The sequence below is a fragment of the Enterobacter sp. RHBSTW-01064 genome, assembly GCF_014103035.1.
Classification (GTDB): Bacteria; Pseudomonadota; Gammaproteobacteria; order Enterobacterales; family Enterobacteriaceae; genus Enterobacter; species Enterobacter mori.
In genome coordinates this window covers 1,230,343-1,244,660 of the sequence record NZ_JABXOU010000001.1, presented here as the reverse complement: position 1 = coordinate 1,244,660, position 14,318 = coordinate 1,230,343, and the positions used below count along the sequence as shown (strand labels likewise).

Annotated in this window: 18 protein-coding genes and 1 other annotated feature; of the genes, 10 read left to right on the top strand and 8 right to left on the bottom strand. The window is 53.1% G+C overall.

Features of this window, described 5'->3' with window-relative positions:
- Positions 1–11: 11 nt before the first annotated feature.
- Complete coding sequence (locus HV355_RS05745; RefSeq protein ID WP_041951454.1) at positions 12–803, bottom strand: inner membrane protein YpjD; 792 nt, start codon at positions 801–803, stop codon at positions 12–14.
- A 166-nt stretch (positions 804–969) separates the two neighbouring features.
- On the opposite strand from HV355_RS05745, the gene ffh reads away from it, so the two are divergent.
- The 7 genes from ffh to HV355_RS05710 all read left to right on the top strand — a co-directional run bounded on the left by ffh (position 970) and on the right by HV355_RS05710 (position 6,386).
- Positions 970–2,331 carry a signal recognition particle protein gene (gene ffh, locus HV355_RS05740; RefSeq protein WP_003863132.1) on the top strand — a complete coding sequence of 454 codons (1,362 nt, stop codon included), beginning with the start codon at positions 970–972 and terminating at the stop codon, positions 2,329–2,331.
- Between the two features lie 116 nt (positions 2,332–2,447).
- Positions 2,448–2,696, top strand: coding sequence for a 30S ribosomal protein S16 (rpsP, locus tag HV355_RS05735; RefSeq protein WP_003863133.1), 249 nt, complete (start codon positions 2,448–2,450; stop codon positions 2,694–2,696).
- Between the two features lie 15 nt (positions 2,697–2,711).
- A complete protein-coding gene (gene rimM, locus HV355_RS05730) occupies positions 2,712–3,251 on the top strand; it encodes a ribosome maturation factor RimM (protein WP_021241995.1) in 540 nt (179 codons plus the stop codon).
- Between the two features lie 31 nt (positions 3,252–3,282).
- Positions 3,283–4,050 (top strand): tRNA (guanosine(37)-N1)-methyltransferase TrmD, encoded by a 768-nt coding sequence (gene trmD / locus HV355_RS05725; protein WP_010434154.1) that lies wholly within the window; start codon positions 3,283–3,285, stop codon positions 4,048–4,050.
- 43 nt (positions 4,051–4,093) lie between these two features.
- Complete coding sequence (gene rplS / locus HV355_RS05720) at positions 4,094–4,441, top strand: 50S ribosomal protein L19 (RefSeq protein ID WP_002914145.1); 348 nt, start codon at positions 4,094–4,096, stop codon at positions 4,439–4,441.
- 131 nt (positions 4,442–4,572) lie between these two features.
- Positions 4,573–4,977, top strand: a complete 405-nt coding sequence (locus HV355_RS05715) for a DUF2946 domain-containing protein (RefSeq protein WP_182401183.1) — start codon at positions 4,573–4,575, stop codon at positions 4,975–4,977.
- 38 nt (positions 4,978–5,015) lie between these two features.
- Positions 5,016–6,386, top strand: a complete 1,371-nt coding sequence (locus HV355_RS05710; RefSeq protein WP_182401181.1) for a PepSY-associated TM helix domain-containing protein — start codon at positions 5,016–5,018, stop codon at positions 6,384–6,386.
- 2 nt (positions 6,387–6,388) lie between these two features.
- Here the strand turns inward: HV355_RS05710 and HV355_RS05705 are convergent, their stop codons facing one another.
- The 4 genes from HV355_RS05705 to HV355_RS05690 all read right to left on the bottom strand — a co-directional run bounded on the left by HV355_RS05705 (position 6,389) and on the right by HV355_RS05690 (position 9,162).
- Positions 6,389–6,871, bottom strand: a complete 483-nt coding sequence (locus HV355_RS05705; protein ID WP_108416517.1) for an OmpA family protein — start codon at positions 6,869–6,871, stop codon at positions 6,389–6,391.
- Between the two features lie 13 nt (positions 6,872–6,884).
- A complete protein-coding gene (gene dgcN / locus HV355_RS05700; protein WP_182401179.1) occupies positions 6,885–8,105 on the bottom strand; it encodes a diguanylate cyclase DgcN in 1,221 nt (406 codons plus the stop codon).
- A complete protein-coding gene (locus HV355_RS05695) occupies positions 8,098–8,634 on the bottom strand; it encodes a YfiR family protein (RefSeq protein ID WP_182401177.1) in 537 nt (178 codons plus the stop codon). Before HV355_RS05695 ends, dgcN begins: the two co-directional genes overlap by 8 nt.
- Before the next feature lie 153 nt (positions 8,635–8,787).
- Positions 8,788–9,162 carry a DUF2799 domain-containing protein gene (locus tag HV355_RS05690; protein ID WP_089600696.1) on the bottom strand — a complete coding sequence of 125 codons (375 nt, stop codon included), beginning with the start codon at positions 9,160–9,162 and terminating at the stop codon, positions 8,788–8,790.
- 214 nt (positions 9,163–9,376) lie between these two features.
- On the opposite strand from HV355_RS05690, the gene aroF reads away from it, so the two are divergent.
- From aroF to HV355_RS05675, 3 genes are read left to right on the top strand one after another with little or no spacing between them, the layout of a single operon-like run.
- Entirely contained in the window at positions 9,377–10,447 is a 1,071-nt protein-coding gene (aroF, locus tag HV355_RS05685; RefSeq protein WP_010434135.1) for a 3-deoxy-7-phosphoheptulonate synthase AroF, read from the top strand.
- A gap of 10 nt (positions 10,448–10,457) precedes the next feature.
- Positions 10,458–11,579 (top strand): bifunctional chorismate mutase/prephenate dehydrogenase, encoded by a 1,122-nt coding sequence (gene tyrA, locus HV355_RS05680; RefSeq protein ID WP_120159269.1) that lies wholly within the window; start codon positions 10,458–10,460, stop codon positions 11,577–11,579.
- A gap of 60 nt (positions 11,580–11,639) precedes the next feature.
- Positions 11,640–12,512: an SMP-30/gluconolactonase/LRE family protein gene (locus HV355_RS05675; RefSeq protein ID WP_182401175.1), complete on the top strand. Its 873-nt coding sequence runs from the start codon at positions 11,640–11,642 to the stop codon at positions 12,510–12,512.
- Here the strand turns inward: HV355_RS05675 and pheA are convergent.
- The 3 genes from pheA to raiA all read right to left on the bottom strand — a co-directional run bounded on the left by pheA (position 12,509) and on the right by raiA (position 14,277).
- A complete protein-coding gene (gene pheA / locus HV355_RS05670) occupies positions 12,509–13,669 on the bottom strand; it encodes a bifunctional chorismate mutase/prephenate dehydratase (RefSeq protein ID WP_182401173.1) in 1,161 nt (386 codons plus the stop codon). The genes HV355_RS05675 and pheA overlap by 4 nt on opposite strands.
- Before the next feature lie 30 nt (positions 13,670–13,699).
- Positions 13,700–13,825 (bottom strand) — a sequence feature (Phe leader region).
- Positions 13,777–13,824: a pheA operon leader peptide PheL gene (gene pheL / locus HV355_RS05665; protein WP_100249759.1), complete on the bottom strand. Its 48-nt coding sequence runs from the start codon at positions 13,822–13,824 to the stop codon at positions 13,777–13,779. (Overlaps the previous feature by 48 nt.)
- A 110-nt stretch (positions 13,826–13,935) precedes the next feature.
- Positions 13,936–14,277, bottom strand: a complete 342-nt coding sequence (raiA, locus tag HV355_RS05660; protein WP_003863162.1) for a ribosome-associated translation inhibitor RaiA — start codon at positions 14,275–14,277, stop codon at positions 13,936–13,938.
- Positions 14,278–14,318: the final 41 nt, after the last annotated feature.

Sequence of the window (14,318 nt, the reverse complement as noted above, 5' to 3'; positions counted from 1 at the left end):
TCCTTTGTTACTTAGCCAGCAAATTGCTGTATGAAGCGACTTCCAAAATAGGCAAGGGTAAGAATGCCCGCGCCCGCGACGTTGAACCAGACTACGCGACGACCGCGCCAGCCTTCGTGATAATGGCCCCACAACAGGACAATATAGACAAACCACGCGATGATGGAGAGCACCGCTTTATCGATATTCTCCACGCTGAACAGGTTCTTCATGTAAAACAGACCGGTGCAGAGCGTGAGCGTCAGCAGCACCACGCCGACCTGGGTGATGTGGAACATCTTACGCTCAATGACCATCAGCGGCGGCATTTCGTGATTGAAGGCCAGCTTTTTGTTCTTCAACTGGTAATCAATCCAGGCGAGCTGCATGGCGTAAAGCGCCGCAATAATCAGCGTCGCGTAGGCAAACAGCGACAGGCCGATATGCACCAGCATCCCCGGCGTCGCTTCCAGATGGGTAATGAACTCATTGGGCATAAACGTGGCTAACGCCAGATTGATCAGCGCGAAGGCATAAACAATCGGCAGCAGAAGCCAGCCGCGGTTTTTGGACGCAACAATGGTCATCACCGTACAAATCATCAGGCTGACCAGTGAGCCGACATTCAATACGCTCAGGTTTTGCACGCTGCCGTCGCCAGGAATAATGCGAGATTCCAGTGCAAAAGCATGGCTTATCAGTGCTATCACCGCCGAAAGAACAGCCATGCGCCGCCAGCCGCTGTTTTTTTGCAGCAGGCCGGGAATGATCAGCGCGAGGCTGACAGAGTAGGCAACAAGGGCGATCAGTGCGAAAACAGGCATATAGGCGTCGACAGTTGTCTTAATAAGAAAGATAAGCAGTATAACGTTACGTGACGCGTGCTCCAACCGTTGCATAACAACAAAGCTGCCTTCATGTTATACTCCGGCAAAATTCTGTGTATGTGTCGCTTACGCGACCCAACGTTTCTACCCCAGGCGAGAGACAATGTTTGATAATTTAACCGATCGTTTGTCGCGCACGCTGCGCAACATCAGCGGCCGCGGACGCCTCACCGAAGAGAATATCAAGGAAACGCTGCGCGAAGTGCGCATGGCGCTGCTCGAAGCAGACGTTGCGTTACCGGTCGTGCGTGATTTTATCAACCGCGTAAAAGAAAAAGCGGTTGGACATGAAGTTAACAAGAGCCTGACTCCGGGTCAGGAATTCGTCAAAATCGTACGTAACGAACTGGTTTCGGCGATGGGCGAAGAGAACCAGGTGCTTAACCTGGCCGCTCAGCCTCCGGCCGTGGTGCTGATGGCGGGCCTGCAGGGTGCGGGTAAAACGACCAGCGTTGGTAAGCTGGGAAAATTCCTGCGCGAAAAGCACAAGAAAAAAGTGCTGGTGGTGTCTGCGGACGTCTATCGCCCGGCGGCGATCAAACAGCTGGAAACGCTGGCAGAGCAGGTTGGCGTGGATTTCTTCCCGTCGGACGTGGCGCAGAAGCCTGTCGACATCGTTAACGCGGCGCTGAAAGAAGCGAAGCTGAAATTCTACGACGTGCTGCTTGTGGATACCGCCGGTCGTCTGCACGTCGACGAAGCGATGATGGACGAGATCAAGCAGGTGCATGCCTCTATCAACCCGGTAGAGACCCTGTTTGTTGTTGACGCCATGACCGGTCAGGATGCGGCGAATACCGCGAAAGCGTTTAACGAAGCGCTGCCGTTAACCGGCGTGGTGCTGACCAAAGTGGACGGCGACGCCCGCGGCGGTGCGGCGCTCTCCATTCGTCATATCACCGGTAAGCCAATCAAGTTCCTCGGCGTCGGTGAGAAAACCGAAGCGCTGGAGCCGTTCCATCCGGACCGCATTGCTTCTCGAATTCTCGGCATGGGCGACGTGCTGTCGCTGATCGAAGATATCGAGAGCAAGGTTGACCGCGCGCAGGCCGAGAAGCTGGCCAGCAAGCTGAAAAAAGGTGACGGTTTCGATCTCACCGACTTCCTTGAGCAACTGCGTCAGATGAAAAACATGGGCGGCATGGCCAGCCTGATGGGCAAACTGCCGGGCATGGGCCAGATCCCTGACAACGTAAAATCCCAGATGGATGACAAAGTGCTGGTGCGTATGGAGGCGATCATCAACTCGATGACTCTGAAAGAGCGTGCGAAGCCAGAAATCATCAAAGGTTCCCGTAAACGCCGTATCGCGGCCGGTTGCGGCATGCAGGTGCAGGACGTAAACCGCCTTCTGAAACAGTTCGACGACATGCAGCGCATGATGAAGAAAATGAAGAAAGGCGGCATGGCGAAGATGATGCGCGGCATGAAAGGCATGATGCCACCCGGTTTTCCAGGGCGTTAATCGCTTTTGAGATTGCTTTTTGCCCGAAAATGAGTAAAATTTTCGGGCTTTTAATATGACACCCGGGCTCCGTTCCTCGATGGGGCCCGGTTGTTTTATTCACACAAGAGGATGTTATGGTTACTATTCGTTTAGCTCGTCACGGCGCTAAAAAGCGTCCGTTCTACCAGGTTGTTGTGACTGACAGCCGTAATGCACGCAACGGTCGCTTCATCGAGCGCGTTGGTTTCTTCAACCCACTGGCCGCTGGCGCAGAAGAAGAAACTCGTCTGGATCTGGATCGTATCGCTCACTGGGTTGGCCAGGGCGCTACTGTTTCCGATCGCGTTGCTACGCTGATCAAAGCAGCAAACAAAGCAGCTTAATCTGTCACGGTGGTCATGATGAGCAATAAAGCACCTGTTGAACCGATCGTATTGGGAAAAATGGGTTCTTGCTACGGTATCCGTGGTTGGCTCAGAGTGTTTTCCTCCACTGAAGACGCTGATAGCATTTTTAATTACCAGCCCTGGTTTATCCAGAAAGGCGGTAAGTGGGAAGAGGTCGAGCTGGAAAGCTGGCGTCACCACAATCAGGACATCATCATCAAGCTGAAAGGCGTTGACGATCGTGATGCCGCGAATGCCCTGACTAATTGTGAAATTGTCGTGGATTCGTCGCAGTTGCCACAGCTGGAAGAGGGCGACTACTACTGGAAAGACCTTATGGGTTGCCAGGTAGTCACTACCGAAGGCTACAGCCTGGGGAAAGTCATCGATATGATGGAAACCGGGTCAAATGACGTTCTCGTCATTAAGGCAAACCTGAAAGATGCATTTGGCATCAAGGAGCGGTTGGTTCCGTTCCTCGATGGACAGGTTATCAAGAAAGTCGATCTCACTACTCAAACCATTGAAGTAGATTGGGATCCTGGTTTTTAAATTCTCCGGATAAACGGTAAAAGACGGCGCTATGTGGATTGGCATAATTAGCCTGTTTCCTGAAATGTTCCGCGCGATTACCGATTACGGGGTAACTGGCCGGGCAGTAAAGAATGGCCTGCTGAGCATCCAGAGCTGGAGTCCTCGTGACTTCACTCATGACCGGCACCGTACCGTGGACGATCGTCCTTACGGCGGCGGACCGGGGATGCTAATGATGGTGCAACCCTTACGGGACGCCATTCACACAGCAAAAGCCGCGGCAGGTGAAGGCGCAAAGGTGATTTATCTGTCACCTCAGGGACGCAAGCTTGATCAAGCGGGCGTGAGCGAACTGGCGACGAATCAAAAGCTGATTCTGGTCTGTGGTCGTTACGAAGGGATAGATGAGCGCGTAATTCAAACCGAGATTGACGAAGAATGGTCTATCGGCGATTACGTTCTCAGCGGTGGTGAGTTACCCGCAATGACGCTGATTGACTCCGTCGCCCGGTTTATTCCGGGGGTTCTGGGCCATGAAGCTTCGGCAACGGAAGATTCCTTTGCCGATGGATTGCTGGACTGTCCACACTATACTCGTCCTGAAGTGTTAGAAGGGATGGACGTCCCGGCAGTGTTACTGTCTGGAAACCATGCCGAGATACGTCGCTGGCGTTTGAAGCAGTCGCTGGGCCGAACCTGGCTTAGAAGACCTGAACTTCTGGAAAACCTGGCTCTGACTGAAGAGCAAGCAAAGCTGCTGGCTGAGTTCAAAACTGAACACGCGCACCAGCAGCATGAACATGATGGGAATGCGTAATACGCTCCCGAATATCAGTTTACCCAGGATAAGAGATTAAATTATGAGCAACATTATTAAGCAACTTGAACAAGAGCAGATGAAGCAGGACGTACCTTCCTTCCGTCCAGGTGACACCGTGGAAGTGAAAGTATGGGTTGTTGAAGGTTCCAAAAAACGTCTGCAGGCATTCGAGGGCGTGGTTATCGCTATTCGTAACCGCGGTCTGCACTCTGCATTCACTGTTCGTAAAATTTCCAACGGCGAAGGCGTTGAGCGTGTCTTCCAGACTCACTCTCCGGTAGTTGACAGCATTGCTGTTAAACGTCGTGGTGCTGTACGTAAAGCTAAACTGTACTACCTGCGTGAGCGTACTGGTAAGTCTGCTCGTATTAAAGAGCGTCTGAACTAAGATTCGCTTAAGCGACATCCTGTTAGAAAGGGCTGGCCGAAAGGCTGGCCCTTTTTTTTGTAATCGCATCTCACGCATTAACTCTTTCGACATAAATCATTTACAATGCTTGCCTCTTCACCGGAGGGTAAGTGGATAACGTACTGCATCAGCATAATGGGAAACGCGCAGCGGCATTGACCGCGCTGTTTGCGATCCTGCTGATCGTGGTCGCGCCGCTTATCTCTGTCTCGCTGCAAAAAGATCCCATGAGCTCCATGCCGGGCATGCACCATGATATGAGCATGATGTCGATGGATGACCATCACGGTGATATGCAGCATTCCATGCCTGTTGACCATGCGGAGGCCTGCGGCTACTGCGTGCTGTTAGCGCATGTTCCTGGCGTGATGCTGGCGCTGATTGTTCTGCTCAGCGTGGTGCTGCAGAGGCTTCGCGTTAAGCCGCCGCGCCAGGTGGTCAGCCACTGGCACTTTTTCCCCTGGCTTTACCCTGATACCCGCGCGCCGCCGCGGCAGTCTGCTTTTTCCCTTTAAAAATAAATCGATAACTTACTGCCTTAAAAAGGAAAAGTATGACTACCTGCACGCCGCGCGCGGCATGGGGAAACCTGCTGCGTCGCCTCCATTTCTACGTTGGGCTGTTTGTCGGCCCGTTTATCTTCTTCGCCGCGCTGACCGGTACGCTGTATGTGGCAACCCCGCAGCTGGAGAATGCGCTCTACCGGCACGCGCTCCACACGAATTCCGTGGGCGAGTTGCAGCCGCTGGCGGAACAAATTGCCGTGGCGGAAAAAACCGTTGGATCAGATCTGCGTTTGCACGCCGTTCGTCCGGGGCTGGCTGAAGGTGAAACCACCCGCGTGATGTTTGCTGACCCGTCGCTTGGTCCGTCGGAACATCGGGCTATCTTTGTCGATCCGATAAGCCTGGCGGTGCTGGGGGATATGACGGTATACGGCACCAGCGGAATTTTACCGCTGCGTCAGACCATTGATTATCTGCATACGTCGCTGATGCTGGGCGATGTTGGGCGGCTCTACAGCGAGCTGGCGGCCTCGTGGATGTGGGTCGCTGCGCTCGGCGGCATTGCGCTGTGGTTTTATACCCGACCCAAACGGCGCATTAACAACCCCTTTCAGAACCGACGTCGAGTGCATGTGGCGTTAGGCTGGACGCTGCTGGGTGGAATGTTGTTATTCTCAGCAACCGGCCTGACCTGGTCCCAGTGGGCGGGAGGGAACGTTGATAAGCTGCGTGCTGAGATGAACTGGCTGACGCCGCAGGTCAATACAATGCTCTCCGGTACGCCCATGGTCATGGACGAACACGCCGAACATCGCGGCCATCACGGGGGAATGATCGTGCCGGAGATGGCGATGGATCTGACGCAGTTTGATGGCGTGCTGAGTGCTGCGCGAAAGGCAGGAATTGATGCTGACAAGCTTGAGATCCGCCCCGCCAGTACGTCCGATCGAGCCTGGACGGTAACGGAAATCGATCGCAGCTGGCCAACGCAGGTTGATGCCGTTGCGGTTGATCCCAATACGATGCAGGTCATCGACAGAACCCGCTTTGAAGATTTCCCGTTAATGGCAAAACTGACCCGCTGGGGCGTGGATTTCCATATGGGGATCTTATTCGGGCTGGTGAATCAGCTGCTGCTCGTTGCGTTCGGACTTGCCCTTTGCGTGCTCATTATCTGGGGATACCGAATGTGGTGGATGCGTCGTCCGGCGAGGTCAGCTGCGAACCCGGTGCAGACGCTTTGTCAGAGCTGGCTTGCGCTGTCATTCTGGGGGAGGGTGGTCACGATAGTGGTTAGTGCTCTGCTGGGACTGGCGTTGCCGGTGATGGGCGTTAGTCTGGCCTTGTTTATATTTGTCGACTGGCTACGCTGGCGAGCGGCGTCAGGCGTGTCGCTCGCCGAATCCTCCGTTAAATAACCTTATGGCGTGCTGATGACTACCGCGACCCGGCGGTTTTCAGCGCGCCCTTGCGAGGTGCTGTTGCTGGCAACGGGATATTTTTTGCCTAATCCCCGCGTGGTGAGGTTACTGCGTGGGATATTCGCACCCTTTGCCCAGGTGTCTGCAACGGCATTGGCGCGTTTTAACGAGAGCGCTTCGTTATAGCTGTCCTCACCATAATTATCCGTGTGACCGTCCATCCGGGCGTGGTTCAGACCGGTTGCCGCCAGACGCGAGGCCATGGTCTGGATCTGTGTTTCACTCTCCGGGCGCAGTCTTGCATCATTTTTATCAAATAAGATTTTATCCGACAGCCCCAGGGACCAGTCGCCATTCAGTTCGTTAAAGCCGTAAGACTTCATCGCCGCAACTTGTTCTGGTGTAAATTTACCTGGCGGTGTCTGGCAGCCTGCCAGGGCCAGCGATCCGAGTAACAAGGGCGCGATATATCGCTTTAACATAGTACATTCCTTTCTAAGTTATTGTTTTTGTACGCTGATTCTTGACCAGGTACATATTGCGGTCGGCTTGCTCCAGTAATGCTTCCACGGAGGCATTTTCCCACGCCAGAGCGAAGCCAATGCTGAGTGATAATGATGCAGTTTGCCCGTTATGCAGATCAAACGGACGGATAAACTGCTGCGAAAGCGCAGCGCAAATATGTTGAACTTCACGCTCAGAATGGACGCCGTACAGCACCATGGCGAACTCGTCCCCGCCCAGGCGGTATGATTGATGACGTTTATCACCAAATTCAACCATCCTGCTGGCGACTTCAATCAGCACGCCGTCACCTGCCGCATGTCCCCAGGTATCGTTGATAAACTTGAAGTTATCCCCATCGAGGAAAAGCAGGGCCGAGTTTGCCTTTGCCGATGAATCGTTCATCAGTGCTGCAATGCTATTACGAAACGAGGCGCGGTTAGCCAGCCCGGTTAAGGGATCGTGCATGGCGGTACGCAGTAACTGGGCATTCTTGGCCTGAAGCTTTAGCTGCCACTCTTCCATCTCATCCAGCAGGCTGTTGAAGTCTTCGCCAAACTGGTGGAATTCTTCAATACGGCCTTCCGTCACCCGACGGGAGAAATTACGGTTGGCTCGCACGTCATGGACGACGTCGGTAATATTCTGCATCTCCGTCACCATGCCGTGATGCAGGGAACGTGTAATGGTGAGCGCAACGGCAGATGCAAACAGAATGCAGCCGGTCAGGACAGCAAACGACAGCCAGATAAAGTGGCTGATAAGGCTGTCTCGTGCGGTAAGGCGAATTTCGCCAATCACCGTGCCGTTATGCACGATCGGTTGTGCAACAGGGACAGGAAACAGCCAGCGGCTGACCAGCGCACCCAGGGTGTCGGTGTTATCTTCCGGATCCCATGACCAGTAAGCGAAACGTTTTTGGTGGGCATTGAGAACTTCCGCCACGGCAAATTGCCCCTGTTTTCCAAGGGCTGCAAGTGTTTCATTGGCCGCGAGTGAATCATTGAAAACCAACGAGGCTTCAAGGCTGTGACTCATGGTTGAGCCGGTGAGTTCGAGATTCTTTTGCGCGTATTGCTTTAATGTCACCACGGAAGCGAAACACAGCAACAACCATATAAATGTCATTGTAATGATGACGCTTATCATGCTGATCCGGCGCAACGTTCTTTTAAACGTCGGACGCGGTGTAGAGGCGAAATCCTTATTCATGCTTTTTATTCCGTGCAAGCATTAATACATCTGGATTGACGCGCACGCCACTGCGCGTCAATGCATCCAGATTGACGGAAAATCTGACCTGGTTCTGTTCTGTTATCAGGCAAAATGCACTGCCAATAACACATTCAGGATTTTGCTCTGAGATTAATAGCAACGCTCGGCCCTGATATTGACTAATTAATTCAAGTTGTTTTGCAGGCGATTCAGCCCCGAAATAAATAGCATCGCACGTCGCGGAGAGTGCTTCCCGATCGTTACGTACAATGACAGGAGTATAAGGTAACTGGCTTTGCGCATCTTCACTGCTGAGTACTTGCGTATAGTGAGATGAAGCATAAATACAGAGCTTAGGCTGCCCTGAGAGTGAAGGCCATCGGGTATAGCTCACAATACCGGAAACAATCGAACGTACCGATTTATCGGTATCTGTGAACGGAGCTGCCGTCGCTGAACCTGCCGTAAAGAACAGCATTATCACCAGAGTGAATCGGAACAAAGAGATCAAGAATAAATTTCTCACCAGATTCCGCCACACTGCTCTGGAAATAGTTGTCCTTAAGAGTTGTTGGCAGAATACCATTGTTTATCAACGCCGTCATTATGTCAGAAAAATCGCAGGCCAGACTTAAGCTAAATCCTACAATTGCTTATATTTGGACATTAAAAGCCAGACTCAATTAAGTCTGCTGGTACTCATACTTTCATCCATCCCTTTTTGCCATGACTCATGCAGCTTTGCTGCATTTTCGGCAGTATCACAACTGGCAGGAAAAGATTTACCTGCTAATCCCCATGCGTGAATAAAACCCTCTTCACACACTTTCTTCTGACCGTCAGTATAACCCCGGAGATATTCACTCCGATCGACATGGGGGTCGTTAAAACTATCGGCCAGGGTTTGATTATCTTTAACCGGCAGGCCATTCATGGCGTCTTCTTTACCTGCATCAAACCAACTCGGGCTGGTCCAGTCAGGCTGGAAGGTGTAAGGATTGATCTGGCAACCTGATAAGAACAGTGACAACAGCGTAAGAGCAATTGAACGCATAGCCATTCTCCTTTTTCTTCAGCATAGCCTGGCTAATGAAAATCTGTATGTAATTTAAAGTTTACGTTTTTATCGGCTGATTTTTGCAATAAATTGGCTTGTGTAAACTAATGTGTACGTATTTTGGATTGAAATGTTTACTTTTTATGGTATGGTGGTTTCACCTCTTAGAGGAAAACCAACTATCGCAAACGAGCTTGACAGGATCGCCATCATGCAAAAAGACGCGCTGAATAACGTACATATCACTGACGAACAGGTATTAATCACTCCGGATCAGCTTAAAGCGGAATTTCCGCTGAGCATTGCGCAGGAGGCTCAAATCGAGCACTCGCGCCAGACCATTTCTGACATCATCGCTGGCCGCGATCCGCGCCTGCTGGTGGTTTGCGGTCCTTGCTCCATTCACGATCCTGAAACCGCCATTGAGTACGCTCGTCGATTTAAAGCATTAGCGGAGGAGGTCAGCGATAGCCTCTATCTCGTGATGCGCGTCTATTTTGAGAAGCCACGTACTACCGTGGGCTGGAAAGGGTTGATTAACGATCCGCACATGGATGGCTCGTTTGATGTGGAAGCAGGACTGAAAATTGCGCGTCGCCTGCTGGTGGAACTGGTGAGCATGGGGCTGCCGCTGGCTACCGAAGCGCTGGATCCGAACAGCCCGCAGTACCTGGGCGATCTGTTCAGCTGGTCTGCGATTGGTGCGCGTACCACGGAATCACAAACCCACCGCGAGATGGCGTCTGGCCTGTCGATGCCGGTCGGTTTTAAAAACGGTACCGATGGCAGTCTGGCGACGGCGATTAACGCGATGCGTGCTGCCGCAATGCCGCACCGTTTTGTCGGTATCAACCAGGCGGGCCAGGTGTGCCTGCTGCAAACGCAGGGCAACCCCGATGGCCATGTGATCCTGCGCGGCGGTAAAGCGCCAAACTACAGCCCGGCTGATGTCGCGCAGTGTGAAAAAGAGATGGAACAGGCAGGACTGCGCCCGGCGCTGATGGTAGATTGCAGTCATGGTAATTCGAATAAAGATTACCGTCGCCAGCCTGCGGTTGCGGAATCGGTGATCGCACAGATTAAAGATGGCAACCGTTCCATTATCGGTCTGATGATTGAGAGCAACATTCATGAAGGCAATCAGTCATCGGAACAACCGCGTAGCGCAATGAAGCATGGCGTCTCCGTTACGGATGCCTGCATCAGCTGGGAAACCACCGATGCGCTGCTGCGTGAGATCCACAAAGATTTGAACGGCCAGCTGGCGACGCGTCTGGCTTAAGAGGGTAGTTATGGTTGCTGAATTGACCGCATTACGCGATCAAATTGATGAAGTGGATAAGGCGCTGCTGGACCTGCTGGCGCGCCGCATGGCGCTGGTTGCTGAAGTCGGTGAGGTCAAAAGCAAATACGGCCTGCCGATTTACGTCCCGGAACGCGAAGCCTCTATGCTCGCCTCCCGCCGTAAAGAGGCTCAGGCGCTGGGCGTTTCTCCGGATTTAATTGAAGATGTCCTGCGCCGCGTGATGCGCGAATCTTACTCCAGTGAAAATGACAAAGGTTTCAAAACCCTTTGCCCTTCGCTGCGCCCGGTAGTGATTGTCGGCGGCGGCGGTCAGATGGGCCGTCTGTTTGAAAAAATGCTGACGCTTTCTGGCTACCAGGTACGCATTCTGGAAAAAGAGGACTGGGAGCATGCCCCGGAACTCATGAAAGATGCCGGAATGGTTATTGTCAGCGTCCCGATCCACGTGACGGAGCAGATCATCGGGAAGCTTCCTCCTTTACCGGATGATTGCATTCTGGTGGATCTGGCTTCCGTCAAAAATGGTCCGCTGCAGGCAATGCTGGCTGCGCATACGGGCCCGGTACTGGGTCTGCACCCGATGTTTGGCCCGGACAGTGGCAGCCTGGCGAAGCAGGTAGTCGTCTACTGTGATGGGCGTCAGCCGGAAGCATACCAGTGGTTCCTGGAACAAATTCAGGTGTGGGGCGCGCGACTGCACCGCATTAGCGCGGTTGAGCACGACCAGAACATGGCCTTCATTCAGGCGCTGCGCCACTTTGCAACCTTTGCCTATGGTCTGCATCTGGCGGAAGAGAACGTGCAGCTTGAACAACTACTGGCGCTCTCTTCACCTATCTATCGTCTGGAACTGGCGATGGTCGGGCGCCTGTTTGCTCAGGATCCACAGCTTTACGCGGACATTATTATGTCCTCCGAAAACAACCTGGCGCTGATCAAGCGCTACTATCAGCGCTTTGGCGAAGCTATTACGCTGCTGGAGCACGGAGACAAGCAGGCGTTTATCGACAGCTTCCGTAAGGTAGAGCACTGGTTCGGCGATTACGCCACGCGTTTCCAGAGTGAAAGCCGCACGCTGTTGCGTCAGGCAAATGACAGTCGCCAGTAATGCGATGATGTATATACTGAAAGCCAGCATTGCTGGCTTTTTTCATTTTGGGGACCTGTCATGGCTGAACCGCAGCTGCTGTTGAATTACACCGGACATTTGCCAGAGTGCCCGACGTGGAGTGCGGAAGAGAATGCACTCTACTGGGCGGATATTCTGGAAGGGGAGATCCATCGTTATCATCTGCCCACGGCAGAACACTCCGTGCTCTCTTTTCACGAAGAGGTGGGCTGTTTCGCGCTGCGCGAGCGTGGCGGGTTTATTGTGGCGATGCGTACGGGGATCTGGCTGACCGATAAACACGGTCTGCTCCGGCGCAAGGTGTGCGATAACCCGTCCAACCCGCAGCTTGCTCGTTTTAACGACGGGGGTACCGACCATCTGGGACGGTTCTATGCAGGCACCTTCTGGGGCCCGGGAGATTATAACGGTGCCATGCTGATGCGTATCGATAACGACCTGACGCCGAAAGTGATCCAGTGTGATATTCACGGGCATAACGGCTTAGCGTTTAGTCCGGACAAGCAGTGGATGTTTACCTCAGACACGCCAAACGGCGTGATCTACCGTACGCCGCTTGATGAGCAGGGCGAACCCGGCAAGCGCGAGGCGTTTCGCCGGTTTAACGAGGGGGAAGGCATACCCGACGGTGCGGCTATGGATGAAGAAGGCTGCTACTGGAGCGCGCTGTTTGACGGCTGGCGTATTGCCCGTTTTTCACCGCAAGGGGAGCAACTTGAAGAATACCGCATGCCGGTACGTTGCCCGACGATGGTCTGTTTTGGCGGTGATGACATGAAAACGCTGTTTATTACCACCACGCGGGAAAATATGGATGCGGACGAGGTGGCGAAGTACCCCCTCTCCGGTGCCATCTTCACCCTGCCCGTCAGCGTGGCAGGGATGAAGAAAAGCCGCTTTATCGAACATTAAGCCGGGTCAACCGGGACCACGTTCTCGCTCGGATAGCAGCCCAGCACTTTCATGGAGCGCGTGATCTCGCCGAGTTCGCGCAGGGCTTTCTGCATGGATGCAGATTCCAGGTTGGCCTGGATATCGAGGTAGAACATCTCTTCCCACGGATTACCGTGGATCGGACGTGATTCCAGCTTTGTCATGATCAGATTGTGATTACGCAGTACCAACAGCGCTTCAACCAGTGCGCCTGCCTGCTGGCCGGTGGCCATAAGCAGGGTCGTTTTTGCCGGAACCTGATCCGAGACATCAATAGCTTTACGCGCCAGCACCACGAAACGGGTGATGTTTTGCGTCTGGTTTGCCAGATTGCGTTCAAGCACCTGCAGGGCATACAGCGCGCCACCCGCTTCGCTACCGAGCGCGGCGACGGTTGGAGAGTTAGCCTGCGCCACTTTTTCCATCGCCGCCGAGGTGCTTTCGGTGTACTCAATTTTCCAGTTCGGATAGCGGTTCAGGAACTGGCTGCACTGTTGGAACGGTTGAGGATGGCTGTAAACCGTTTCGATCTTACTCAGGTCGGTTGAGCCGGAGACCAGCACGCAGTGATCGATAGGGATCGTCAGCTCGCCAACCAGCGACAGGCTGGTGTGCTGGAGCAGATCGTAGACATCATTAATGGCGCCGGAACTGGTGTTCTCAATAGGCACCACGGCGTAATCCGCCTGGCCGGTTTCTACCTGATTGAAAATATCAGCAAACTTCGCACAGCCGCTCTCAATGAACTCTTCGAAATGGCGGGCTGCGTACTGGCGCGCAGCCAGGTGGGAGTAGGAGCCTTTTGGACCGAGGAACGCGACGCGTGCAGAGTGCGGGTTGGTTTTGTTCAGATGCTGCTGGAGCAACGCTTGCTGGGTCAGAACGGAATCTTCAATGATGAGCTGGAACAGACGAGTGATGTAGTGGGCATCAAGATGATGCGCTTTGCCGAGCTGAATCAACCGTTCCAGTAAATCGCGCTCGCGGTCGATATCGCGCACGGGGCGGTGAGAGTCCAGCTTGGCTTTACCCACCTCGACGGCGAGGGCGCGGCGTTCGGCCAACAGCGCCAGTAATTTCTCGTCCAGCGCGCTGATTTTTACGCGCAGATCCAGTAACGGGTTTTCCGGTGTCATAGTGTTGCCTGTCTCGTTTTATCGTTATCAATAAAAAAGGCCTCCCGCTGTGGGAGGCCTTGTTGTTCGTCTTCGCATTCTTTATCACACGACGAAACGCCTCCCAGTCAGGGGAAGGTAAAAAAGAATGCGAAGAAGAACGGCGTAAGTTTCATAAAGTCATCCTGAAATTGATACCGTTAAAGTACCCGTACTGTTTTCACCCTGTCAATAAAAAACAAAAAACGCGCCCGAAGGCGCGTTGGCGGTACACTCAATTTAAAGGATTACTCTTCTTCAACTTCTTCCGCGAAGCTGGCGTCTTTCACCGATGTTGCGGCGCGACGGGCTTCACCTTTGTGTTGCACTTTATTGAGCTGCCGTTCCAGCTTGTTGATCAAATCGTTAATAGCGGTGTACATATCCTCGTGTTTTGCGCTGGCGACCAGATGGCCGTTTGGAGTATTGATAGTTGCGTCAGCGATGAAACCCTGCGGCTCCTTGGACAGGATGATATGTGGATTAATCAAATGAGTTTGCCATTTATCCAGTTTGGCGAGACGGTCTGCGACGTGCTGGCGGATTGCCGGAGTAATTTCCATTTGTTTACTGGTAATGTTCATTGTCATAAATTTTACCTCTTGTCTTTCCGTCTTGGTGATTCCAGCAT

Bases quoted from the DNA above. Each gene is read 5' to 3' on its own strand.
- rplS (WP_002914145.1), top strand. From the start codon at position 4,094: ATGAGCAACATTATTAAGCAACTTGAACAAGAGCAGATGAAGCAGGAC.
- HV355_RS05710 (WP_182401181.1), top strand. From the start codon at position 5,016: ATGACTACCTGCACGCCGCGCGCGGCATGGGGAAACCTGCTGCGTCGC.
- HV355_RS05675 (WP_182401175.1), top strand. From the start codon at position 11,640: ATGGCTGAACCGCAGCTGCTGTTGAATTACACCGGACATTTGCCAGAG.
- dgcN (WP_182401179.1), bottom strand. From the start codon at position 8,105: ATGAATAAGGATTTCGCCTCTACACCGCGTCCGACGTTTAAAAGAACG.
- rimM (WP_021241995.1), top strand. From the start codon at position 2,712: ATGATGAGCAATAAAGCACCTGTTGAACCGATCGTATTGGGAAAAATG.
- aroF (WP_010434135.1), top strand. From the start codon at position 9,377: ATGCAAAAAGACGCGCTGAATAACGTACATATCACTGACGAACAGGTA.
- HV355_RS05745 (WP_041951454.1), bottom strand. From the start codon at position 803: ATGCCTGTTTTCGCACTGATCGCCCTTGTTGCCTACTCTGTCAGCCTC.
- pheA (WP_182401173.1), bottom strand. From the start codon at position 13,669: ATGACACCGGAAAACCCGTTACTGGATCTGCGCGTAAAAATCAGCGCG.
- ffh (WP_003863132.1), top strand. From the start codon at position 970: ATGTTTGATAATTTAACCGATCGTTTGTCGCGCACGCTGCGCAACATC.
- tyrA (WP_120159269.1), top strand. From the start codon at position 10,458: ATGGTTGCTGAATTGACCGCATTACGCGATCAAATTGATGAAGTGGAT.
- HV355_RS05690 (WP_089600696.1), bottom strand. From the start codon at position 9,162: ATGCGTTCAATTGCTCTTACGCTGTTGTCACTGTTCTTATCAGGTTGC.
- raiA (WP_003863162.1), bottom strand. From the start codon at position 14,277: ATGACAATGAACATTACCAGTAAACAAATGGAAATTACTCCGGCAATC.
- rpsP (WP_003863133.1), top strand. From the start codon at position 2,448: ATGGTTACTATTCGTTTAGCTCGTCACGGCGCTAAAAAGCGTCCGTTC.
- HV355_RS05705 (WP_108416517.1), bottom strand. From the start codon at position 6,871: ATGTTAAAGCGATATATCGCGCCCTTGTTACTCGGATCGCTGGCCCTG.
- trmD (WP_010434154.1), top strand. From the start codon at position 3,283: ATGTGGATTGGCATAATTAGCCTGTTTCCTGAAATGTTCCGCGCGATT.